General features: G+C 70.0%; 16 protein-coding genes and 1 other RNA gene. 8 read left to right on the top strand and 9 right to left on the bottom strand.

Annotated features, from left to right (window positions below; genetic code table 11):
• Nucleotides 1-2: 2 nt before the first annotated feature.
• Genes yicI through OG226_RS30420 form a run of 3 tightly spaced genes read left to right on the top strand, consistent with a single transcriptional unit; the run spans nucleotide 3 to nucleotide 6,232 of the window.
• On the top strand, nucleotides 3-2,243 hold the full coding sequence (gene yicI, locus OG226_RS30430; protein ID WP_443044807.1) for an alpha-xylosidase: 2,241 nt from the start codon (nucleotides 3-5) through the stop codon (nucleotides 2,241-2,243).
• Nucleotides 2,243-3,253 (top strand): LacI family DNA-binding transcriptional regulator, encoded by a 1,011-nt coding sequence (locus tag OG226_RS30425; RefSeq protein ID WP_329350635.1) that lies wholly within the window; start codon nucleotides 2,243-2,245, stop codon nucleotides 3,251-3,253. The genes yicI and OG226_RS30425 overlap by 1 nt, the downstream gene beginning before the upstream one ends.
• Nucleotides 3,254-3,307: 54 nt before the next feature.
• On the top strand, nucleotides 3,308-6,232 hold the full coding sequence (locus tag OG226_RS30420) for a glycoside hydrolase family 3 protein (RefSeq protein WP_329350633.1): 2,925 nt from the start codon (nucleotides 3,308-3,310) through the stop codon (nucleotides 6,230-6,232).
• Nucleotides 6,233-6,301: 69 nt separating this feature from the next.
• On the opposite strand, the gene ssrA is transcribed toward OG226_RS30420, so the two are convergent.
• The 5 genes from ssrA to ftsE form a co-directional block, all read right to left on the bottom strand.
• Nucleotides 6,302-6,689, bottom strand: a transfer-messenger RNA (tmRNA) gene (gene ssrA / locus OG226_RS30415).
• A gap of 105 nt (nucleotides 6,690-6,794) precedes the next feature.
• Entirely contained in the window at nucleotides 6,795-7,343 is a 549-nt protein-coding gene (gene smpB / locus OG226_RS30410) for an SsrA-binding protein SmpB (protein WP_328686472.1), read from the bottom strand.
• Between the two features lie 81 nt (nucleotides 7,344-7,424).
• On the bottom strand, nucleotides 7,425-8,609 hold the full coding sequence (locus OG226_RS30405; protein ID WP_329350632.1) for a S41 family peptidase: 1,185 nt from the start codon (nucleotides 8,607-8,609) through the stop codon (nucleotides 7,425-7,427).
• Nucleotides 8,610-8,676: 67 nt separating this feature from the next.
• Nucleotides 8,677-9,594: a permease-like cell division protein FtsX gene (gene ftsX / locus OG226_RS30400; RefSeq protein ID WP_327403619.1), complete on the bottom strand. Its 918-nt coding sequence runs from the start codon at nucleotides 9,592-9,594 to the stop codon at nucleotides 8,677-8,679.
• A gap of 55 nt (nucleotides 9,595-9,649) precedes the next feature.
• Complete coding sequence (gene ftsE, locus OG226_RS30395) at nucleotides 9,650-10,339, bottom strand: cell division ATP-binding protein FtsE (RefSeq protein ID WP_019065989.1); 690 nt, start codon at nucleotides 10,337-10,339, stop codon at nucleotides 9,650-9,652.
• Nucleotides 10,340-10,599: 260 nt separating this feature from the next.
• On the opposite strand from ftsE, the gene OG226_RS30390 reads away from it, so the two are divergent.
• Entirely contained in the window at nucleotides 10,600-10,791 is a 192-nt protein-coding gene (locus OG226_RS30390) for a hypothetical protein (RefSeq protein ID WP_328682932.1), read from the top strand.
• Between the two features lie 115 nt (nucleotides 10,792-10,906).
• Here the strand turns inward: OG226_RS30390 and OG226_RS30385 are convergent, their stop codons facing one another.
• The 4 genes from OG226_RS30385 to OG226_RS30370 form a co-directional block, all read right to left on the bottom strand.
• Entirely contained in the window at nucleotides 10,907-11,518 is a 612-nt protein-coding gene (locus OG226_RS30385) for a hypothetical protein (protein WP_328682931.1), read from the bottom strand.
• A 302-nt stretch (nucleotides 11,519-11,820) separates the two neighbouring features.
• The gene (prfB, locus tag OG226_RS30380; protein WP_328682930.1) at nucleotides 11,821-12,927 is read right to left on the bottom strand and encodes a peptide chain release factor 2; all 1,107 of its coding nucleotides are present in this window, start codon (nucleotides 12,925-12,927) and stop codon (nucleotides 11,821-11,823) included.
• A gap of 107 nt (nucleotides 12,928-13,034) precedes the next feature.
• Nucleotides 13,035-14,273 carry a serine/threonine-protein kinase gene (locus OG226_RS30375; RefSeq protein ID WP_329350630.1) on the bottom strand — a complete coding sequence of 413 codons (1,239 nt, stop codon included), beginning with the start codon at nucleotides 14,271-14,273 and terminating at the stop codon, nucleotides 13,035-13,037.
• A gap of 165 nt (nucleotides 14,274-14,438) precedes the next feature.
• Nucleotides 14,439-16,130, bottom strand: coding sequence for a serine/threonine-protein kinase (locus tag OG226_RS30370; RefSeq protein ID WP_329350629.1), 1,692 nt, complete (start codon nucleotides 16,128-16,130; stop codon nucleotides 14,439-14,441).
• A 343-nt stretch (nucleotides 16,131-16,473) separates the two neighbouring features.
• Here OG226_RS30370 and OG226_RS30365 point away from each other — a divergent pair, with 343 nt between their 5' ends.
• From OG226_RS30365 to OG226_RS30350, 4 genes are all read left to right on the top strand, one after another.
• Nucleotides 16,474-20,223, top strand: coding sequence for an FHA domain-containing protein (locus tag OG226_RS30365; protein WP_329353551.1), 3,750 nt, complete (start codon nucleotides 16,474-16,476; stop codon nucleotides 20,221-20,223).
• Between the two features lie 154 nt (nucleotides 20,224-20,377).
• Nucleotides 20,378-21,763, top strand: a complete 1,386-nt coding sequence (locus OG226_RS30360) for an ABC transporter substrate-binding protein (RefSeq protein ID WP_328682927.1) — start codon at nucleotides 20,378-20,380, stop codon at nucleotides 21,761-21,763.
• Between the two features lie 6 nt (nucleotides 21,764-21,769).
• Entirely contained in the window at nucleotides 21,770-23,110 is a 1,341-nt protein-coding gene (locus tag OG226_RS30355; protein ID WP_328682926.1) for a carbohydrate ABC transporter permease, read from the top strand.
• Entirely contained in the window at nucleotides 23,107-24,015 is a 909-nt protein-coding gene (locus tag OG226_RS30350) for a carbohydrate ABC transporter permease (protein WP_327403611.1), read from the top strand. Before OG226_RS30355 ends, OG226_RS30350 begins: the two co-directional genes overlap by 4 nt.
• Nucleotides 24,016-24,118: the final 103 nt, after the last annotated feature.

Here is a 24,118-nt window from a genome sequence, read left to right as displayed (position 1 = left end):
ACATGAAGTTCACCGACGGCTACTGGCTGCTGCGCGAGGGCGTCACCGCCGCCCACCCGGTCGAGGTCCTCGATGTCACCGCTCCGGACGGGGCGTTGGAGATCCACGCGCCGACCATGCCGATCCGCCACCGCGGCGACCTGCTGAAGGGACCGGTCGTGACGATCAGCGCCCACGCCCCGATGCCCGACATCATCGGCGTCACCTTCACCCACTTCGAGGGCGAACAGCCGCGCGGCCCCCAGTTCGACGTGCAGAAGGAGGAGTTCGCCGTACACACCTCCTACGACGACGAACACGCGACCCTCACCTCCGGCGCGCTCTCGGTCAAGGTGGCCCGCACCGGCCCCTGGCACGTCGACTTCCTCGCCCACGGCCGCACCCTCACCAGCAGCGGTCCCAAGGGCATGGGCATCATGCGCGACGCGACCGGCGCCCACTACCTCCGCGAGCAGCTCGGGCTCCACGTGGGCACCTCCGTCTACGGACTCGGCGAACGCTTCGGCCCGCTCGTCAAGAACGGTCAGGTCGTCGACATGTGGAACGCCGACGGCGGCACCGCCACCGAACAGGCCTACAAGAACGTCCCCTTCTACCTGACCGACGCGGGCTACGGCGTCTTCGTCGACCACCCCGGAAAGGTGTCCTTCGAGGTCGGCTCGGAGGCGGTGTCCCGGGTCCAATTCAGCGTGGAGAGCCAGCAGTTGACGTACTACGTCATCTACGGCCCGACCCCCAAGGACATCCTCCGCAAGTACTCCGCCCTCACCGGCCGCCCGGCCCTCCCGCCCGCCTGGTCGTTCGGCCTGTGGCTGTCGACGTCGTTCACCACCTCCTACGACGAGGAGACGGTGACGTCGTTCATCGAGGGCATGCGGGAGCGTGAACTCCCGCTCTCCGTCTTCCACTTCGACTGTTTCTGGATGCGCGAGTTCAACTGGTGCGACTTCCAGTGGGACCCGAGGGTCTTCCCCGACCCGGAGGGCATGCTCACCCGGCTCAAGGCCAAAGGCCTGCACATCAGCGTCTGGATCAACCCGTACATCGCCCAGCGCTCGCCACTCTTCGCCGAGGGCAAGGCACTTGGGCACCTCCTCCGCCGACCGGACGGCAGCGTCTGGCAGTGGGACCTGTGGCAACCGGGCATGGCCCTGGTCGACTTCACGAGTCCGGCCGCCCGCGACTGGTACGCCGGAAAGCTGGAGGCGCTCCTCGCGCAGGGCGTCGACTGCTTCAAGACCGACTTCGGCGAGCGCGTCCCCGTCGACGTGGCCTACGCGGACGGCGCGGACCCCGAGCGGATGCACAACTACTACACCTACCTCTACAACCGCACCGTCTTCGACGTGCTGCGCAAGCACCGGGGCGAGGGCGAGGCCGTGGTCTTCGCCCGATCGGCCACAACCGGCAGCCAGAAGTACCCCGTCCACTGGGGCGGCGACTGCGAGGCGACGTACGAGTCGATGGCCGAGTCGCTGCGCGGCGGCCTCTCGCTCGGCCTGTCCGGCTTCGGCTACTGGAGCCACGACATCGGCGGCTTCGAGGGCACCCCGACCCCCGCCCTCTTCAAACGCTGGCTGGCCTTCGGCCTGTTGTCCTCCCACAGCCGCCTGCACGGCAGCTCGTCGTACCGCGTCCCGTGGCTCTTCGACGAGGAATCCGTGGACGTACTAAGGCAGTTCACCCGCCTGAAGCTGAGCCTCATGCCGTACCTCTACGAGACCGCGCGCACCGCCTCCGCCGAGGGCGTGCCGATGATGCGGGCGATGGTGCTGGAGTTCCCGGACGACCCCGGGTGCACGCACCTGGAACGGCAGTACATGCTCGGCCCGGATCTCCTGGTCGCACCGGTGTTCAGCGACGACGGGGACGTCTCCTACTACGTCCCCGAGGGCACCTGGACCCACTACCTCACCGGCCGGACGGTCACCGGACCGCGCTGGGTGCGCGAGAAGCACGGCTTCGACAGCGTGCCACTCCTGGTCCGGCCGGGCGCGGTGATCCCGGTCGGCGCGGTGTCCGACCGGCCCGACTACGACTACACGGACGGCGTCACCCTGCGGGCGTACGACCTGGGGCGGGGCGCGCAGGTGACGGTGTCGGTCGGCGAGGTGACCTTCACGGTCGTACGGGAAGGGGACACGCTCCGGGCGTCCTGCAGTGATCCGTCCATCTCGTGGGCGCTGGCCGCCGGTTCGCGGTCGAAGTCGGGCAGCGGGTTCCTGACCCTGGAGCTGGGCTGATGGTGAAGATCACGGATGTGGCCCGGCACGCCGGTGTCTCCCCCAGCACCGTGTCGTACGCCCTGAGCGGCAAGCGCCCGATCTCCGAGGAGACCCGGCTGCGTGTCGAGGCGTCCATCCGCGAGCTGGGCTACCGGCCGCACGCCGGCGCCCGCGCCCTGGCCAGCAGCCGGTCCAACGTCCTGGCCCTGGTGATCCCCTTACGGACCGGTATCCACGTCCCGGTCGTCATGCAGTTCGCGGTGTCCGTGGTGACCACCGCCCGCCGCCACGACCACGACGTCCTGCTGCTCACCCAGGAGGAGGGCGAGGAGGGCTTGCGGCGGGTCGCGGACACCGCACTGGTCGACGCGATGATCGTGATGGACGTCCAACTCGACGACCCCCGGCTGCCGTTGCTCCGTTCCCTGGACCGGCCGTCCGTGATGATCGGCTTTCCCGCCGAGGCGGACGGGCTGACCTGTATCGACCTCGACTTCAAGGCGGCCGGCGAGCTGTGCGTGGAACGGCTCGCGGGGCTCGGGCACCGGGTCGTCGCCCTCGTCGGCTCACCGCCCGAGGTGTACGTCCGCGGAACCGCCTTCGCCCAGCGGGTCGTTCAGGGCTTCACGGCCGCCGCCGACCGCAACCGGCTCGCCTCCTCCGTCCACCCCTGTGAGGCGGCACCGGCCGCGGCAGCCGCCGTAGCGGAGCAACTGCTGCGCGAACAGCCCGCGTTGACCGGAGTCGTCGTCCACAACGAGCCGCTCCTGGAACCCCTCATCGACGCCTTCGAGCACCTCGGACTGCGCGTCCCCGGCGATCTGTCGATCACCGCGATCTGCCCCGACGAACTCGCCGAGTCCGTACGGGTCCCGGTCACGTCGGTCGCCCTTCCGACCGCCGAACTCGGTTCCAGGGCCGTCGAGTTGCTGATGCGGAAGCTGGGCGGCAAGACCGTGCCCGACGCGACGCTCCTGTCCCCCCGGCTGACGGAACGCGCGAGCACGGCACCGCGCAACGCGCCCTGAGGTCTCCGAGTTCGGTAATGCCCGCAGGCAAGGCCCTACTTGAGGAGCCATGACATGAAAGGCAAGAGAAGAAGACACAGCACGAGAAGACACCGAACCACCCTCGTCGTCGCCTTCGCCCTGATCGCCGGTCTGGGAGCCACGGCCCCGGCGACGGCCGACACGCCGTACCCCTTCCGCGACCCAACTCTCCCGGTGGGCAAGCGCGTTGACGACCTCCTGTCCCGACTGACCCTCGACGAGAAGATCTCCCTCCTCCACCAGTACGAGCCCGCGATCCCACGCCTCGGCATCCAGTCCTTCCGCACCGGCACCGAGGCCCTGCACGGCGTCGCCTGGCTCGGCAGAGCCACCGACTTCCCGCAGGCCATCGGACTCGCCTCGACCTGGGACCCGGCGCTGATGCGGCAGGTCGGTTCGGCGGTCGGCGACGAAGCCCGCGGCTTCCAGCAACAGCGCCCGGACGGATGGGGGTTGAACCTCTGGGCCCCGGTGGTGAACCTCCTCCGCGACCCGCGCTGGGGCCGTAACGAGGAGGGCTACAGCGAGGACCCGGAACTCACCGGCGCCCTCTCGACGGCCTACGGCGAGGGCCTGACCGGCGGCGACCCGAACCATCTCAAGACGGCCCCCACCCTGAAGCACTACCTCGCCTACGACAACGAGGTCGACCGCGCGACCACGTCCTCCGATCTCCGCCCCCGGGTGGAGAAGGAGTACGACGAGGCGGCCTTCAAACCGGCCATCGAGGCGGACGCGGCCACGGGCGTGATGACGTCGTACAACCTGGTCAACGGTCGCCCCAGCACGGTGAATCCGGACCTGAACGACGTCGTACGGAAGTGGACCGACCAGAGCCTGCTGAACGTCACCGACGCCTTCGCCCCCGGCAACCTCGTCACCCCGCAGCAGTACTACCCCAGCGTCACGGAGGGCGACGCTGCCGCGCTCAAGGCCGGCGTAGACAGCTTCACGGACAACAGCGCCGACCCCGGCCCGACGACGACGGCCATCAACTCGGCTCTCCAACAAGGCCTGTTGAAGCCCTCGGACATCGACACGGCCGTCTCCCACATCCTCTCCGTCCGCGTCCGACTCGGTGAATTCGACCCGGGCGGCGGCAAGTACGGCTCGATCGACGCGTCCGTCATCAACAGCCCGGCCCATCAGCAGCTGGCGCGCAAGGCGGCGGCCGAGGGAATGGTGCTGCTCAAAAAAAGTGTGACACTTCCACTGAAAGTGTCACAGAAAAACGTAGCAGTGGTCGGCCCTCTCGCCGACACCCTCTACACCGACTGGTACTCGGGCACCCTCCCCTACGCCGTCACCCCCGCACAGGGCATCGCCACGAAACTCGGCACCGGTGTCACGACCAGCGAGGGCGTGGACCGCATCGCCCTGCGCGACACGGCAACCGGCAAGTACGTCACGGCGGGCACCGGCGACACCGGCGCGCCCTTGCAGGAGACCACCAACACCCCTACGACAGCGGCCCAGTTCGACGCCTTCGACTGGGGCTCCGGCATCGTCACCCTGCGCTCTGCCGCCAACGGCAAATACGTCGGCTACAACTGGTCCAACTTCGTCAACGACCAGACGCAGCCCAACGGTTGGTACGTCCAGCAGCAGTTCAAGCTGGAACAGCAGGACGACGGAACGTACTTGCTGAAGTACGCGGGCTACGAAACGTCGGAGTCCTGGTGGTCGAGCCCCCTCTACCTCGGCCCGACCGACGCGAACGGCACCCTGGGCCTGGTCTCCAAGGACCAGGCCGCGCACTACGCGAAGGACGTGGTCCGCAGCGGAGTCGCCGACGCGGTGGCGGCGGTCAAGGGCAAGGACACGGCGGTCGTCGTCATCGGCTCCATGCCGTCGATCAACGGCCGCGAGGCCCACGACCGCACCGACATGGCCCTGGCCCCGACCCAGGAGACCCTGGTCAGGGCGGTCCACGCGGCCAACCCGAAGACGGTGGTGGTGGTCGAGAACAGCTACCCCACCACGCTGGGCGCGTTGCGGAAGGAGGTCCCGGCCCTCCTCTGGACCTCCCACGCGGGCCAGGAGACGGGCAACGCCCTGGCCGACGTCCTCTACGGCGACGTCAACCCGTCCGGCCGCCTCACCCAGACCTGGTACCGCTCGGAGTCGGACCTCCCGTCGATCCTCGACTACGACATCATCAAGTCCGACCGCACGTACGAGTACTTCCAGGGCACCCCGCTCTATCCCTTCGGCTACGGCCTCTCGTACACGACCTTCCGCTACGGCGCCCTGAAGCCCGTCACCGGCGGGTACGAGGTCCCGGTGACGAACACGGGAACGCGGGCCGGCGACGAGGTCGTACAGCTCTACACACACCAGCGCACATCCCGCGACAAAGAACCCCTGAAGCAATTGAAGGCCTTCCGGCGGGTTTCCTTGAAACCGGGCGAGACAAAAACGGTCCGCCTGGAAATCCAGCGGAAAGACCTCGCGCACTGGGACGTCACCCGCTCGAAATGGGCGGTGGAAAGCGGCACGTACGACGTCATGGCCGGAGCGTCGTCGGCGGACATCCGCGCCCGTACGACCTGGCGCGTCCACGGGGAGACCATTCCACCCCGGAACCTGTCCCGGACGACCCGCGCCGAGACCTTCGACGACTACTCCGGCATTCACCTCATGGACGAGTCGAAGGCGAGCGGGACGGCGGTGGGTGCGGCTGCGGACGGGGCGTGGCTGAAGTTCGCGGATACGCAACTGGGTGCGGGGGCAACGAAGTTCACGGCCCGGGTGGCGGGTACGGGCGCCGGCACGGTCGAGGTCCGGCTGGGCTCTCCGACCGGCAGGCTCGTCGGTACGGCACGTGCGGGCGGGACGGCGTCGTCGTACGACTATGAGACGGTGACCGCCGACCTGTCGGGTGCGGCGAAGGGTCGTACGGACGTGTACCTGGTCCTGAGCGACGGGCTGCGAATGGCGACCTTCGCCATTCAGTGACAGGAAAAAGCCCCCTGCCGCCGAAGCGGCAGGGGGCTTTACCATTGTGCTCAATCACAAACATGGGATGAGTGGAGATGGCGGGAATCGAACCCGCGTCCACCGGTGCAGAATCAGGGCTTCTCCGTGTGCAGTTCGCTGTGATTTTCTCGGCCCCGGTGATCACGCGAACAAGTCGCCGACGGGCCCAGTCACTGTTTGATTTCCCATCGAACCCCGTGACCGGGCTCGATGGTTTAGTTCCCTAGATTATGCCAGGGTCCGGGTCGGGAACACTCCCGGGCTGACACCCTTTTAGGGTCCTTCAGTCGCTGTTATTAGGCAGCGAGGGCGAAGGACTGGGAATCGCTCTTGGAATTGGCGATTATTGGTTGCGACATATGGTTAACGAGATCATTGCCGCTTCCTCGACACGCTTCACCTGCTTCGACATCCGCTGTCGAAACCGATCATCCCCATGTTGTTTTTTCAAGCCCCTCCGGAGAGGGATACACACCCGCTGTGGGGTGCAGTCGCCATCGTACGTGACCAACGCACGGCGAGGCCACCGTATTCCTCGTGGCTACTCGCCGCGCTGCTTCCGCTTCGCCGCCGCGATCGCGCGGTCCGACTCCCGGCGGTCCTGCTTCTCGCGCAGGGTCTGCCGCTTGTCGTACTCCTTCTTGCCTCGGGCGAGGGCGATCTCGGCCTTGGCCCGGCCGTTGCTGAAGTACAGGGCGAGGGGCACGATCGTGTGACCCGTCTCCTGGATCTTGGACTCCAGCTTGTCGATCTCCTCGCGGTGCAGCAGCAGCTTGCGCTTGCGGCGCACGGAGTGGTTGGTCCAGGTGCCCTGGTGGTACTCGGGGATGTGGGCGTTGTGCAGCCACGCCTCGCCCCCGTCGATCTGGACGAAGCCGTCGGTCAGCGAGGTCCGGCCCTCACGCAGCGACTTGACCTCGGTACCGGAGAGGACGATCCCGGCCTCGTAGGTGTCGATGATCGCGTAGTCGTGCCGGGCCTTCTTGTTCTGGGCGACGATCTTGCGCTTGCCGCCCTTCTCGCCGTCCCTGGCCTTGCCGGCGGCGGCCCCGCCGCCCTGCTTGGGCTGGGACTCCTTGGGTACGTACATTCCCTTGCTCATAGTGCTGCCCATTTTCGCACTACAGGGGGGTCCGAGGGAAAGGCGATTACAGACGGGCGTCACAAACGCCTACGACGCGTCCCCGAGTCCGCTCAACACCGTCTCGGCGCGCTCCACGGCGGCCTGTCCCTGTGCGGTGACGTCGAGGTCGGGGGTGATGCCCCGGCCGTCGACGGTGTGGCCGGAGGGGGTGCGGTAGTGGCCGACGGTCAGTTCGGCGACGACGCCGTCGGGGAGTTTGCTCGGCATCTGGACCGAGCCCTTGCCGAAGGTCCTGGAGCCCACGACGACCGCACGGCCGCGGTCCTGGAGGGCGCCGGTGAGCATCTCGGCCGCGCTCATCGTGCCGCCGTCGACCAGCGCGACCAGAGGTCTGGTGGTGTCGCCGCCGGTGGCCGCGTGCAGGGCGCGCTGCCGGCCGTCGACGTCGTACGTGGCGACGAGGCCGCCGTCGAGGAAGGCGGAGGCGGTGGTGACGGCCTCGGTGACCAGTCCGCCGGAGTTGCCGCGCAGGTCGAGGATGAACGCGGAGTCGGCGGGAGCCTGTCGTACGGCGGTGCGGACGAGGTCGCCGACGCCCTTGGTGAACGCGGCGATCTTGATGACGGTGACCTCACCGGCGAGCCTGCGGACGGTCACGGAGTCGGTGGAGAGGCGGGCGCGCCGTACGGTCTCGCTCCACGCGTGCGTGCCGCGTTCCAGGCCGAGGGTGACGGCGGTGCCGGCGGCGGCGTCCTGGGCGTCGCCCCGTAGTAAGGAGACGACCTCGGTGACGGGCTGTCCGTCGACGTTCTCCCCGTCGACGCTGCGCAGCCGGTCGCCCTTGCGGACCCCTGCGGTGGCCGCGGGCGACCCGGACTGCACACGGGTCACCTCGATCCGGCCGTCCCGCTCCCGGCGGGCCCAGAGCCCGACGCCGGTGTACTGGCCGTCGAGGGCCTCCTCGAACTCCTCGTACTCCCCTTGGGAGTACACGGCACCCCACCGGTCCCCGCTGCGGCTGACGGCGCGCTCGGCGGCCTCCATGGGCGACTTGCCGTCGGCCTTGGCCTCGGCGGCGGCCTTCGCGACCTCTTCGGTACGTCCGAGGTGCGCCGAACGCGCCGTACCGGGAGCCGATTTCCGGTCGGCCCGCCCGGGTTCGTCGAACGACCCGGCCGCCGCACCGGCCACCAGCACACTCGCGAACACCAATGTCAGGGCGGCCCCGCGGCGGATGCGGCGGGGCTGACAGAACAGGTCACGACCTGACATGGCGGTGAGTCTAGGACAACGCGAAGGGCCGCACGGGCGGTTGCCCGTACGGCCCTCTTGGCATGTGTCACACCTTCAGGTACTTGCGCAGCGCGAAGAACGCCGCAAGCGCGGGCATCAGGAGGCTCGTCGCGAGGATGAGCGGGAGCTTCGTCAGAACGGCGTCCCAGCCGATGAAGTTGATCAGATTCAGCTTGTGGGACAGGTCCAGGCCGTGGTCGATGATGAAGTACCGGCCGACCACCAGGAATCCGCAGGCGACCGTGCCGCCGATCAGGCCGGCGACCGCGGCCTCCATGATGAACGGGGCCTGGATGTAGAAGCCGGAGGCGCCGACCAGGCGCATGATGCCGGTCTCGCGGCGCCGGCTGAACGCCGAGACACGCACCGTGTTGACGATCAGCATCAGGGCGACCACCAGCATCAACGCCATGACCGCGCGGGCGGCCCAGTTCATGCCGTTCAGGAGGCCGAAGAGGTTGTCCAGGATGCCCTTCTGGTCCTGCACCGACTGGACGCCGCCGCGGCCGTCGAAGGCCGTCGCGATGACCTGGTACTTCTCCGGGTCCTTGAGCTTGATGCGGTACGACTCCTGCATCTGGTCCGGAGTGAGGGAACTGGCCAGCGGGGAGTCGCCGAACTGCTGCTTGTAGTGCTTGTACGCCTCGTCCTGGGACTCGAAGACGACCTTCTGGACGACGGCCATCTTGTCGAGGTCGGAGACGATCGACTTCTTCTGGTCGTCGGTCACCGCGCCCTTGGCGCAGTTGGGGTCGGACTCGGCGTCGCTCTTGTTGCAGAGGAAGATCGAGACGTTGACCTTGTCGTACCAGTAGCCCTTCATCGTGGTCACCTGGTCGCTCATCAGGAGCGAGCCGCCGAAGAGGGCCAGGGACAGGGCTACGGAGACGACGACCGCGAAGGTCATCGTCAGGTTGCGGCGGAGACCGACACCGATCTCGGAGAGTACGAACTGGGCGCGCATGGCGGCTTCTTCAGGCCTTTCCGTGGACGGACATCAGACGGCGGTCGGTCGGCTGTCAGTGCTGGTAGCCGTAGACGCCACGCGCCTGGTCACGGACGAGACGGCCGCCCTCCAGCTCGATGACGCGCTTGCGCATCTGGTCCACGATGTTCTGGTCGTGCGTCGCCATCACCACGGTGGTGCCCGTCCGGTTGATCCGGTCGAGCAGTTTCATGATGCCGACGGAGGTCTGCGGGTCGAGGTTGCCGGTGGGCTCGTCCGCGATGAGGAGCTTGGGCCGGTTCACGAAGGCTCTCGCGATGGCCACGCGCTGCTGCTCACCACCGGAGAGTTCACCCGGCCTGCGGTCCTCCTTGCCGCCGAGCCCGACGAGGTCGAGCACCTGGGGGACCGACTTGCGGATCTCGCCCTTGGACTTGCCGATGACCTCCTGCGCGAAGGCCACGTTCTCGGCGACCGTCTTGTTCGGCAGCAGGCGGAAGTCCTGGAAGACGGTCCCCAGCTGGCGGCGCATCTGCGGCACCTTCCAGTTGGAGATGCGGGCGAGGTCCTTGCCCAGCACGTGCACCTGGCCCTGACTGCACCGCTCCTCGCGGAGGACCAGCCTCAGGAAGGTGGACTTTCCGGAGCCGGAGGACCCCACGAGGAACACGAACTCGCCCTTCTCCACTTCCAGGGAGACGTCCCTGAGGGCGGGGCGGGTCTGCTTGGGGTAGACCTTGGAGACACTGTCGAATCGGATCACGGGTGCACCACGGGTAGCCGGGGGTAGGTGAGCGTGACCATACGCGACCCGGGTGTGCCCGCGCAGTCGGCGTCCGGGGTTGTGCGACGCTTGCACGTTTTGTCGCCGATTTGAAGGGCTGGAACGCACAGGGTCGGGGCAGGATAAGGCGAGCCGCGCCGAATCCCGCGGAACCTGGCACAGTGGAGGGGAACGTTCGGGAACGTTCTCGTATCCCGCGGCGTTGTGTCTGTGAAAGCCGGTGCAAGGAGGGCGAGCGCATGACGTACGACCGGTTGGTGTGCGCGAACTGCGCGGCGCCCGTGAACGAGGGCCGTTGTCCCGTCTGCCGTGCGAGCCGCGCGCGGCTGCAGCAGGAGAATCCGTGGGGCAATCTCAACCCCATGGCGCTGATCGCCCTGCTCGCGGTGTTGATCGCGGCGCTGGCGCTGGTGGCGCACCAGACCGCATAGGCGGCCTGTCACCGCGTAGGCGGCCTGTACAAGGACATACAGAAGGGCCCGGAGCGACATGCTCCGGGCCCTTCGTCGTACGACGCGCGTACGGTCCGTACGGGGACGGCTACCGTCAGGCGATCGTGCCGCCGCGGTTGCTGCTCGCGAGGCGCGGCAGGACGCGGAAGGCGATGCCGCCGGCGATCATCGTCGCGGCGCCGAGCAGCAGGAACGTGGTCTGGCCGGCACCGGTCTCGGCGAGCTCACCGCCCTTGCCCTGGGCCGACGTGTCGGAACCGGTGTCGGTGAGCGCGGAGGTGCCCGCCTCCTGGGCGGAGGAGCCGCCGTCGGGGTCGGTGTTGTTGCCGCCGGTGGAGCCCGTGCCGGAGCCGCTGGTGGCGGTGTCCGTGGGGCTGACCGAGGACGGCTCGTCCGTCGGCTCCGTGGGGTTGCCGGTGGGCTCGGTGGGCTCGTCCGTGGGAGGCGTCGAGGTCGGCTCGTCCGTCGGCGGCGTCGAGGTCGGCTCATCCGTCGGGATGACGGTGGGCTCGTCGGTCGGCGTGTCCGTCGGGGTGCTCGGCGTGGTCGGGTCGTCGACGTTGACGTCCGCGCCGACCCCGCTCCCGTCCACGGTCACACCGAGGTCGAGCGCCGATGCGGCACCCGCGGCGGTCAGCGAGGCGCCGGCGGCGATGATCGCGCCGGCCGCTATGCGCGCGACACGGATCCGCGTCTTCTTGGTCATTAGGTTGCTACCCCCAGTAGCTCGTCGTCAGGGTGGCGCGTCGGTGTCCGGGGCCGTGATCGACGGGGGTGGCGGCTGGCGAAAGCTGAGATCCCCCCGGTTCACATGCGCCCCGCAGACACGCATGCCACGCTTCACCCTTCCCAGTTTTCACAGCAACGTCAAGGCCGTTGCGAGCGCAATGTCCATCTACGGGTTCTTTGCTGGGAGATGGAACCTGTGAGTGTGATGTAAAACCCAGACATCCGGATACACGAAAGGCAACTACCGCCCGGTGGGCGGCAGTTGCCTTGTCGACAAACTTACTTCTCCTGCTGCTTGCGCCAGCGAATTCCGGCCTCCAGGAAGCCGTCGATCTCGCCGTTGAACACGGCCTCGGGGTTGCCGACCTCGTACTCCGTGCGCAGGTCCTTGACCATCTGGTACGGGTGCAGGACGTACGAACGCATCTGGTTGCCCCAGGAGTTGCCGCCGTCGCCCTTGAGCGCGTTCATCTTCGCCTGCTCCTCCTGGCGGCGGCGCTCAAGGAGCTTGGCCTGGAGGACGTTCATCGCGGACGCCTTGTTCTGGATCTGCGAGCGCTCGTTCTGGCAGGAGACGACGATGCCGGTGGGGAGGTGGGTCAGGCGCACCGCGGAGTCGGTGGTGTTGACGCCCTGGCCGCCGGGGCCGGAGGAGCGGTACACGTCGACGCGCAGCTCGGACTCGTCGATCTCGATGTGGTCGGTCTGCTCGACGACCGGGAGGATCTCGACACCGGCGAAGGAGGTCTGCCGGCGGCCCTGGTTGTCGAAGGGCGAGATCCGCACCAGCCGGTGGGTGCCCTGTTCGACGGAGAGCGTGCCGTAGGCGTACGGCACGTGCACGACGAAGGTGGTCGACTTGATGCCGGCCTCTTCGGCGTACGACGTCTCGTAGAGCTCCGTCTTGTAGCCGTGGCGCTCGGCCCAGCGCAGGTACATGCGCTGGAGCTTCTCGGTGAAGTCGGAGGCGTCGACGCCGCCGGCCTCGGCGCGGATGGTGACGACGGCCTCGCGGGAGTCGTACTCGCCGGAGAGGAGGGTGCGGACCTCCATCTCGTCCAGCGCCTTCTTGACGGCGGTCAGTTCGTTCTCCGCCTCGGCGCGGGTGTCCGGGTCGTCCTCCTCCTCGGCCATCTCGAAGAGGATCGAGAGGTCGTCGATCCGGCTGCGCAGGGCCTCCGTCTTGCGGATCTCGGCCTGGAGGTGGCTCAGCTTGCTGGTGACCTTCTGCGCCGCCTCCGGGTCGTCCCACAGGGAGGGCGCTGCCGCCTGCTCCTCAAGGACGACGACATCTGCCCTCAGCGTGTCCAGGTCCAGGACGGCCTCGATCGACTCCATGGTCGAGGAGAGGGACTTGAGCTCTTCGGATACATCGACGACTGCCACGCCTCCAGCGTAACGGCTCCGCCAAGCGGGCAGCGCCGGGCCTGAAACGGGGCTCTGGCCAGCGGGCGCCGGGGCGGGCGTCCCTGGAGGCTCCGCCCCCGGACCCCTTACGGCGAAGCCGGTGCCGAGTTCTTCGTGTCCGGGGAGTCCCCACCGGAGTCGCCCGATGTCGCCGCCCACGTGCCGACCCCGACCGCCGCGACCAGCACCACGCCCGCCGCCGCCAGCGTCAGCCGGCGACGGCGCGTGGCCGCGCGGTGCCGGGCCGAGCCGGGGCGCGGGGCGCCCGCCGGGCGCGGGGCGCGGGCCGTGCCGCGGGGGCCGCCCGCCAGTTCGTCCGGTGCCGGGACCCGCATCGACGTGTGGGTGTCCCGGTTGGAGTCGGCGGGCTTGGCGCCGGGGACCAGGGGTACGGCGCCCCGGCGTACCCGCTCGCTGCGCGCGGGCGCGGGCGCGGGGGTCTCCTCCTGCTCCGCTTCCTCCTGCTCGGTGTCCGGCTCGTCGACGTCCAGCGGGGGCATGCCGGCCAGCAGGGGCAGTTGTTCGCGCAGGCGGGCGGCGAGCTCGGAGGCGCGGAGGCGGGAGGCCGGGGCCTTCGCCAGGCACTGGACCATCAGCTGCCACAGCTCGTCGGGGATCCCGGGCAGCGGTACGACGGTCTCGGTGACGTGGCGCCGTAGGACCGCGCCGGGGTGGCCGCCGCCGAACGGGGTGAATCCGGCGAGGAGTTCGTACAGGACGGTCGCCAGGGCGTAGATGTCGACGGCCGCGCGCGGGGGCAGGCCCTCGACGATCTCGGGGGCGAGGTAGTCGGGCGTGCCGATGATCTTCGTGGCGCGGGTGCGGCGCGGGGAGTCGATGAGTTTGGCGACCCCGAAGTCGGTCAGCAGGGCGGGGTGCGCGCCGCCGGGGCCGAGCGGGCCCTGCATGTCGAGGAGCACGTTCTCCGGTTTCACGTCCCGGTGGACGACGCCGGCCGCGTGGGCCGCCGCGAGTCCGTCCGCGATGTCGGCGACAATCGCGACCGCCGCCTCGGGGGAGAGCCGGCGTTCCCGGTCGAGGCGGGTGCGCAGATCCGTGCCCCGGACCAGGTCCATGACGAGGGCGAGGTCGTTGCCGTCGACGACCAGGTCCCGTACGGACACGATGTTCGGGTGCTCCAGGCCGAGCAGGGCCGTGCGCTCCTGCACGAAGCGTCCGACGAGTTCCTGGTCGGACGCGAGGTCCTCGCGCAGCAGCTTGACGGCGACGGGCCCCTCGGGTCCCTCACCCAGCCACACCGTGCCGGCACTGCCCCGCCCCAGGATCTGGTTGGCGGTGTACCGGCTGCCGATCTTCCGTGCCAAGGCTGCTCCTACCGACGCGTGTGTCGCTAAAACTACGCGTCGGATGAGCCAACCTTCACCGCCGAGGCGGAAATCACCCACTGGGTGTCGACAAATCCCCAAGCCAGCGTCCGACAAGGGCGATTCGGGGGGCAGTTGCCGGTCGCGTCGAGAGTCGGTTGCCCGTCAGTTGCCGGTCGCGGAACTCAGATCCTTGACCCAGCCGCTCACCTGTCCGGCGACGTGGCTGATCTCGTGCCAGTAGCTCCTGCCCGTGCCGATCCAGTCCTGAAGCGGAGTCAGCTCCCAGACCAGCCAGCCCGCGACGAACAGCAGGACGATCGTGAACAGGCAGCCCTTGAGGCAGCCCAGTCCGGGGATCTTCATCGGGTTGGCGCTGCGCTGCCGCGGCTGGCGGGGCTCGCGCGTCGGCTCCGGCTGCCGCTGGGGCTGCTGGCGGCTCGGCGGGGCGTACTGCTGCGGCTGGTGCTGCTGCGGATGGCCGTAGCCGCCGCCCTGCCGCTGCGGTTGCTGGCGCTGCGAGGGGCGCTGCTGCGGGCGTTGCTGGGCGGCCTGGCGGGGTTGCTGCTGCGGGTGGGAGACCTGGCGCTGGGGGCGGCGGCGCAGCGGGTCCTCGCCCGGGTCGAGGTAGGGCTGGAACTGGGTCTGTTCGTTGCGGTCGCGGGCCGCGCGGAGCTGGTTCTGCCAGGGGTGCGGCTGCTCGGGGCCGCCGGACTGGTTCTGCTGGTTCTGCTGGCCGTACTGCCCTGCCTGGCTCTGCGGCATGACCGTGGTCGGGTCGGCCGCGCCGCGGTTCGGCATCACGGTGGTCGGGTCGGCGGCGCCCACCGGACCGCTGGTGTGCGGGAGGACGCTGGTCGCCGCGTTCGGGTCGTAGGCGCCCGCGCTGTGCGACAGGACCTGCGTCGGGTCGGCGGCGCCGGGCACGCCCGGTACGGCGGCGGGGTCCGGGTCGGGGGCCAGCAGCCTGCCGACGTTCTCGGCGGCGGCGATCTGCGCGGCGTTCGCGTGCACGCCGACGCCCTCGGCGACGACGCGCAGGGCGCGGGCGAGGTTCTCGGCGCTGGGCCGCTCGTCCGGGTTCTTGCGCAGGCAGCGCTCGATGACCGTCCACAGCGGGTCGGGGACCGTCGAGGGGCGGCGCGGTTCGGCGCTCAGGTGCTGGTGGAGGACTTCGAGGGCCGAGCCGCCGGAGAACGGCGGGTGGCCGGTGACCAGCTCGTACATCAGGATGCCGGCGCCGTAGATGTCCACGGCGGAGGTCTGCGGGCGGCCCTCGGCGGACTCCGGCGCGATGTACGCGGGCGTGCCGACGAACTCCTGCGTGCGGGTCAGGCCCGGGGAGTCGGCGAGGCGGGCGATGCCGAAGTCGGTGAGCAGCGGGTACATCTGGCCGCCGCCCTGCTTGAGCAGGACGTTCGCCGGCTTCAGGTCGCGGTGCACGACGCCGTCGGCGTGGCTGGCGGCCAGCGCGTCGGCGATCTGCGCGGTGAGCAGGGCCGCGCCGACGGGACTGAAGGGGCCGTTCTCGCGCAGGTAGTGGTGCAGGTCGGGGCCCTCGACGAGGTCCATGACGAGCGCCAGGAGATCACCCTCGACGACCAGGTCGCGGACCCGGACGATGTTCGGGTGGGTCAGGCGCAGCAGCACCGACCGCTCGCGCAGGAACCGCATCACGATGTCGGGATCGTTCGCGAGCTCTTCTTTGAGAACCTTGATCGCGACGGTCTCGCCGGGCTGTCCCTGGACGGCTGCCTCGGCGCCCGCGGTCTCACGCTGGCGGGCCCGCCAGACGGTGCCCGTGGCGCCGCGTCCGAGTGGCTCCTCCAGGAGGTACTTGCTGCCTACCGGCCGCACGTCTGCGCTCCCTGCTGCTTGCCTGTGTTCCGGTCCACTGTAGTGCCGCCCTTCTCGCGGCTACCTACGTAAGCATCGCCGTACATGTTCGAAGGAAAGACGCTCTCCCCGGTCTCCCGGTTGCCCCAATGGTCACCGAAGGCGGACATGACCGGTCTCACTCGATCACCGGTGCGGCACTGGTCAGGCACTTTTGGGGACAGAGCTGACCAATCAAGATCACTTGCCACCGGGCCCCGGGCGAGTTGTCAGTGGCAGGTGCGAGGATGCGTGCAGTACTGGCCGATTGCTCGCGCGGGGTGGGGGAAATTCCGTGCCCGGGCAGAAGGGACCGCTGACGGCGATGCAGATCCGGCTGACCGTCGTAGACCCGTTGGGGCCGCCCGCGCAGCCGCGGGGCCGCTCCGCGAGTTGCGATGTGCTGGTCACCGCGCCCGCCGGCACGGCCCTGGCCGCGGTGGCGTCCGCGCTGGCCTCGGCGGTCTCCGCCGACGGGGCCGCGTCGCAGTCCGAGCGGAGCCGTGAGTCCGGCGGCCCGATCGTGCTGTACGCGGGCGTGGAGCGCCTCGACACCCAGCGCTGCACCCTCGGCGAGCCGCCGCTGACGGACGGCGCGGTGCTGTCCCTGGGCGCCCCCGCCGAGCCCGAGGCACATCCCGAGCTGGACGACGCCCCGACCCGGCTCCATGTGGTCGCGGGCCCGGACGCGGGCGGGGTGCACCTCCTGCACGGCGGCCAGATCCACATCGGCCGCTCCGCCGACGCCGACGTCCCGCTGGACGACCCGGACGTCTCCCGGCTGCACTGCGCGGTGACGGTCGACCCCGGAGGCCGCGTCTCGGTCGCCGACCTGGGCTCGACGAACGGCACGACCCTGGCGGGCACGCGCGTGGGCACCCGCCCTGTGCGCTTCGCCCCGGGCGCGTTGCTCCGCATCGGCGAGTCGGCCCTGCGGCTGACCCCGTCCGGCGGCCCGGGAGCGCGCGCCGAGACGGCCCCCGACGGCGAGGGCCACGTGCGCGTGTCCCCCGGCACCCCGGCCGACTCCCGCGGCGAACCCCTCGTGGTGCCGGGCCAGGGCAGCGCCCCGAGCATCGAGCACCGGGGCGTCCACGAGGGCGGCGACACCCACGCGGGCCGCTTCGGCGTGTTCGGCGAGCCTCTCGGCGACGAGCGGTCGGAGGGCGCCGAGGACCTGTTCTCCGCGCCTACGACGACCTCCCGCATTCCCCCGTACGACGACACCGACGACGCCCACGGCGGACGCAAGGGCACCCCGCTCCAGGGCACCGACGTGCCGCCGGGCGTGCGCAGGCGCGGCGGCATCGGCAAGTGGGCGCGGCGCCTGACGGGCGGCCGTGGCGAGTCGACGGCCGGGGACCCCGAGTCGTCGTACGACGAGGAGGTCGCCGACGAGAGCGTGCCGCCCCCGCCCGTCGTCCTCCAGCAACCCGACACCTGGCCCGATCCGGCGGCCCTGCTGCTCACCGCCCTGGGCCCGGGCCCCCGCCTGTGGGAGCGCGCCCCCGGTCACCCCGAGGCGCTCACCGTGCGGCTCGGCACGGCGGACCGGGCGACTCCGGACGGCTCGGCGCTGCTGCCCGCGGTGCCGGTGACCGCCGGGCTCCGCGAGGTCGGCGCACTGGGCCTGGCCGGTCCGCGCGCGCGGCTCTCGGGGCTGGCCCGCGCGGTGGTGGCCCAACTCGCCGCGCTGCACTCCCCCGACGCCCTGGAGATCGTGCTGATCAGCACGGACCGCGCGCGTACGGTGGCCGAGCGAACCGCCGAGTGGTCCTGGCTCGGCTGGCTGCCGCACCTGCGCCCCGGACACGGCCAGGACTGCCGACTGCTGCTGGCCTACGACCGCGAACAGGCGACGGCCCGGACTGATGAGCTGCTGCGGCGGCTTGAGGACCACGTCATGGATGCGCGGGGCGGGGGGCGACCGGGTGTCACCTCGGGCGCCTCCAACTCCTCCAGCGCCTCCGGCCGTCGCACTCCGGGCATCGGCGCGCAGCGCGGGTCGGCGGAGGGACGGTCGGGTCTCCCCGCACCACACGGTTCACTCGCCTCACAACACGGTTCGGCCGAAGGCCAGTTGAGTGCCGCCGCGGGGCGCACGGCCGACGACCGTCAGCAGCGCGGGGCGACGGGCACCTCCGGCACCCCGACCACCTACCACACCACCGACGACGCCCACCACCACCGCTCCGGCACCTCCGACGACCCGGTCTCCGGCGCCACCCGGCCCCGGCCCGCCGGCTCCGACAGTTCCGCCGATTCCCTCCGTGGCGCCGCCCACCGTCCCGCGTGGGCCCGCACCGACGACGGTGACGGCTCGGCGGACGGTTTCGTGGGGCCGTACACCGTGCTCGTGGTGGACGGTGATCCCGGTGGCGCCGATGTGCGCGAGGCGGTGGCGCGGCTGGCCCACGAAGGGCCCCGGGCCGGTATCCACGTCGTGTGCCTCGCCGAGACGGAGGCGGCCTCGCCCGTGTCCCCCGTGACGGAGACCTACGAGGCCGCCTGCGCGGCGGCGCCGACGTTCCGGGAGTGCGGGGCGGTCGCGCTGCTGAGCGGTGATGTCGCCACGGCGCTACGGCTGTTGCGGGTGGCGCACGGCGGTACGGGAGCGTCGCGGGCCGGCGGTACGGAAGCGTCGCGAAACGGAGCCGGAGCACCGCGGACCGGCACGGAGGCATCCCGCCCCGGCACAGCGGCATCGCGCCCCAACCAGACCGCCACCGCCCCCGATCGGACCGGCCTCGGACAGCCCTACCCCGACCAGGCACACCTCGGCCGGCACGACCCCGCCCTCTCCCGCCCCGGCCCCGTAGGGAACGGCACCATCGCCGCCGTGGACGCGGTGTCCCTCGCCTGGGCCGAGCGGTTCGCGCGGGCGCTGGCGCCGCTCCGGACGGACGGGCCCGCGAACGAACGGCACGCGCGTGTGTCGGCGCCGTTGCCTCAATCGGCGCGGTTGCTGGACGAGTTGGGGCTGGCGCGGGCCACCCCGGCCTCGCTGCTGACGCGGTGGGCGGATGCCGGGGACGACAAGGACGCGGTCGGCGGGCGGGCCTGGGCGGTGCTCGGGGCCGGGCCGCGCGGGCCGGTCACCGCGGACCTCGCCGCCGAGGGGCCGCATCTGCTGATCGAGGGCCCACCGGGCAGTGGCCGTACGGAGTCGCTGCGGGCGGTCGTCGCGTCCCTGGCCGCCGCCGAGCGCCCGGACCGGCTCGGCATCGTGCTGATGGACGGGCGGGACAGCGTCGGCGCGAGCTGCGGGCACGGCGAGGGGCTGCGGGTCTGCACGGACGTACCGCATGTCACCACCCACCTCACCGCCAACGACCCTGTGCGCATGCGGGAGTTCGCGCAGTCGCTGAGCGCCGAGCTGAAGCGGCGGGCCGAGTTGCTGGGCCGGATCGGCTTCGTCGAGTGGCACTCGCGGCACGAGGTGTCGGGGCGGATCATCTCCCAGCGCGGCACGTCCGGTGCCGGGGATCTGGAGTCCCCGACCAGTTCGACGATCCGGCTGCGCCCGTCGGCGGCGGCCCGTCAACAGACCGAGGCGGCACCGCCGTTGCCCCGGCTCGTCGTGGTGGTCGACGATCTGGACGCGCTGGTGAAGCCCCCGCTCGGTTCCCCCGGGCGTCCCGCGGCCGGGTCGGTGATACGCGCACTGGAGGCGGTGGCCCGCGAGGGCGAGCGGCTCGGCGTGCACCTGGTGGCGGCTGCCGCCGTAGAGGCCCGTACGTCCGAGACCGAACCCGCGCGGCACATCACCCTCCGGGTCAGCCTCGACGCGACGACCCAGGGGCCGGACGAACCCGCCCCGGGGCGTGGCCGGTTGACGCTGCCGGACGGGCGGGCGACCCCGTTCCAGGGTGGCCGTGTGACGGGCCGTATCCCGCGTACGGCGACGCTCCGGCCCACGGTCGTGCCGCTGGAGTGGCAGCGCATGGGCGACCCGCCGGCCCGCCGCCCGGTCCGCGAACTGGGCAACGGGCCGACGGACTTGGCGCTCCTGGCCAGCGCGCTGGAGCGGGCCACGCGCTCGGTGTCGGCGGCGGAGGTGCCGTCGCTCCTCTGATCGTTCACAGGTTGCCCACACAACCCCACGTCACGACCCAATCACGATCGCGTACTTGACAGCGGACGCCATCTTGCCGCGTTCAAGTACCGGGCGTAGACAGTGCGCACGGAAGCGTTCGAGCGTTCGACGAGGAACGAAGAACGGGGCAGTGATGCGCAGCACGAGCAGCACACACCGGACACGCACCACCGTACGTACAGCGGCAGTTGTCGCCGCCGGGGCACTGACGCTCTCGCTCGCCGCCTGTGGAGGCAGTGACAACAAGAGCGACAGCAGTAAATCCAGCAGTCCCTCGGAGACCGCGGGCACGGTCACCCTCCCGAAACTGAACGGCGCGAGCCTCGAAGTGGCCGCCGTGTGGACGGGTGCCGAGCAGAAGAACTTCAAGGCGGTGCTCTCCGAGTTCGAGAAGCGCACGGGTGCCAAGGTCACCTTCGTGCCCGCGCAGGACCCGATCATCAACTTCCTCGGCTCGAAGATCGCGGGCGGCCAGCCGCCGGACGTCGCGATGCTCCCGCAGCCCGGCGCCATCAAGCAGGCCGTCGACAAGAAGTGGGCCAAGCCCCTCGGCGCCGACGCGCTCGCGGAGTTGCAGAAGAACTACTCGCAGGGCTGGCAGGACATCGGCAAGGTCGACGGCAAGCAGTACGGCGTCTACTACAAGGCCGCCAACAAGTCGCTGATCTGGTACAACGCCAAGGTCTTCGCGAACGCGGGCGCCAAGGAGCCGAAGACCTGGGCGGAGTTGCTGACCACCGCGCAGACGATCTACGACTCCGGGGTCACCCCGTTCTCGATCGCGGGCGCGGACGGCTGGCCGCTCACCGACTGGTTCGAGAACGTCTATCTGTCGCAGGCCGGCCCCGAGAAGTACGACCAGCTCGCCCAGCACAAGATCAAGTGGACGGACCCCTCCGTCAAGCAGGCCCTCACCACGCTCGCCCAGATCTGGGGCAAGAAGGCCTACATCGCAGGCGGCCAGAACGGCGCGCTGCAGACCGAGTTCCCCGCGTCCGTCACGCAGACCTTCAACGGCGGCGACCAGCCGAAGTCCGCGATGGTCTACGAGGGCGACTTCGTGCAGGTCAACATCGGTGAGACCAAGGCGAAGGTGGGCACCGACGCGAAGGTGTTCCCGTTCCCGTCGGTCGGCTCCACCGCGCCCGTGGTCTCCGGCGGCGACGCGGCCGTCATCCTGAAGGACTCCAAGGCGGCCCAGGCACTGGCCACTTTCCTCGCCTCACCGGACGCGGCGACGATCCAGGCGAAGCTCGGCGGCTATCTCTCCCCCAACAAGAACGTGCCGGACTCGGCGTACCCGAACGCGGTGCAGCGGACGATCGCCAAGTCGCTGGTCGCGGCCGGTGACGACTTCCGCTTCGACATGTCCGACCAGGCCCCGCAGTCCTTCGGCGGTACGCCCGGCAAGGGCGAGTGGAAGGACCTCCAGGACTTCCTGAAGAACCCGACGGATGTCGCGGGCACGCAGGCGCAGTTGGAGAAGGACGCGGCGGCGGCGTACGCGAGCGGGAGCTGAGCCGAGATGGCATCGGCTGCGGCGGAGGCCCCCGGGGCCTCCGTCCCTCCCCGCAACCGCAAGAGCGTGACCGGCACCAGCAGGACCGTGGCGGTGCTGTTCCTGCTGCCCGCCCTGGTGCTGCTCGGCGCGCTCGTGGTCTACCCGATCGGGTACTCGCTGGTCCGCAGTTTCGGCAACCAGGCCGGTGACGGATTCGCCGGATTCGACAACTACAAGGCCCTGTTCACCGACGACGGCATCCGCACCGCCCTGAAGAACAACGTCATCTGGGTGATCTTCGCGCCGACGGTCGCCACCGCCCTCGGTCTGATCTTCGCGGTGCTGACCGAACGGGTGCGCTGGGGAACGGCGTTCAAGCTGGTCGTCTTCATGCCGATGGCGATCTCGATGCTGGCCGCCGGCATCATCTTCCGCCTCGTCTACGACCAGGACCCGCACAAGGGCGTCGCCAACGCGGTCTGGGTCGGCATCCACGACACGTTCGTCTCGTCGTCGGCGTTCCCCAACGCCCACCCGGGCCGCGAGTCGCCGCTGAAGGCGGACCACGGCGCCTTCATCACCAGTACGACGGTCCACACCGGCCAGACCGTCACGCTCCCGCTGGTCGGCGTCGCCCCCGACCAGATGCCCGACGGCGCGAAGAAGGCCGTAGCGGCGAAGCCTGAGCCGGGAAAGATCACCGGCACGACCTGGCAGGACTTCACCCGCGGCAAGGGCGTCGGCAAGCTCGGCGGCGTCGACCCGTCCGAACTCGGCTACGGCGGCATGAGGATCGAGGCGGTCAAGGACGGCAAGGTGGTCGCCTCGACGAAGGCCGCGGGCGACGGCACCTTCACGCTGCCCGCCAAGGCCGACGGGGCCCAACTCCGGCTCCCGGCAGGCAACTTCAAGGCGCCCTACAACGGAGTGGAGTGGCTGGGCCCGTCGTTGGTGACGCCGGCCATCATCGGGTCGTACGTGTGGATGTGGGCCGGGTTCGCGATGGTGCTGATCGCGGCCGGACTCGCGGGTGTGCCACGGGAGTTGCTGGAGGCGGCGCGGGTCGACGGCGCCAACGAGTGGCAGGTGTTCCGGCGCGTCACGGTGCCGTTGCTGGCGCCGGTGCTCGCGGTCGTCGCCGTCACGCTGATGATCAACGTGCTGAAGATCTTCGACCTGGTCTTCATCATCGCCCCGGGTTCCTCGCAGGACGACGCGAACGTGCTGGCCCTGGAGCTGTACCGGAAGGGCTTCTCGGAGGACCAGCCGGGTATCGCCAGCGCGATCTCGGTGTTCCTCCTGCTGCTGGTGATTCCGGTGATGCTCTTCAATGTGCGTCGGCTCAGGCGGGAGGTGCGGCGATGACCACGGATGCCGGAACTCTGGGAAAGACAGGGCCCGTCGAGGTCGTCAAGGCGCGGGAGTCGCTCGGCTCCCGGCTCGCGGCGGCGGCGAGCGGGGGTCTGGTCCGGGTGTTCCTGATCCTCGTCGGCCTGTTCTGGCTGGTGCCGACGCTCGGGTTGCTGCTGTCCTCGCTGCGCAGCCCGGAGGACATGAGCGCGAGCGGCTGGTGGAAGGTCTTCAGCCAGCCGTCCCAGCTCACCCTCCACAGCTACAAGACGCTGCTGGAGAACAGCGACATCACCAACTCGCTGTGGAACACCGTCCTGATCACCGTCCCGGCGACGATCCTCGTCGTGGTGATCGGCTCGCTCGCGGGCTACGCGTTCGCGTGGATGGAGTTCCCGGGCCGCGACTGGTGGTTCCTGGGCGTGGTCAGCCTGTTGGTCGTGCCGGTGCAGGTCGCGCTGATCCCGATCGCCGAACTCTTCGGAAAAATCGGCCTGTTCGGGACCATCTTCGGGGTGATCCTGTTCCATGTCGGCTACGGGCTGCCGTTCGCGGTGTTCCTGCTGCGGAACTTCTTCGCGGAGATCCCGCGCGAACTCCTGGAGGCGGCCCGGCTGGACGGCGCGGGCGAACTGCGGCTGTTCGCGCGGGTCGTGATGCCGCTGGGCGGCCCCGCGATCGCGAGCCTGGGCATCTTCCAGTTCCTGTGGGTGTGGAACGACATGCTGGTCGCGCTGGTGTTCACCAAGTCGAGCACCCAGCCGATCACGGTCGCGCTGCAGACGCAGGTACGCCAGTTCGGCAACAACATCGACGTGCTGGCACCCGGTGCGTTCATCTCCATGGTGATCCCGTTGGCCGTGTTCTTCGCGTTCCAGCGGCAGTTCGTGACCGGTGTGATGGCAGGAGCGGTCAAATAGCCACAAAACGCGCATAGTTCGAAGGGGTGGGCCGTCACCGGCCCGCCCCTTTTCGTTCACCGTGCGTCCCCCGTATGCCGTACCCGGCGTAACCAAGTCACTC

The sequence above is a fragment of the Streptomyces sp. NBC_01261 genome (assembly GCF_036226385.1).
Taxonomy (GTDB): domain Bacteria; phylum Actinomycetota; class Actinomycetes; order Streptomycetales; family Streptomycetaceae; genus Streptomyces.
This window is presented reverse-complemented; position numbering and strand designations above follow the sequence as displayed.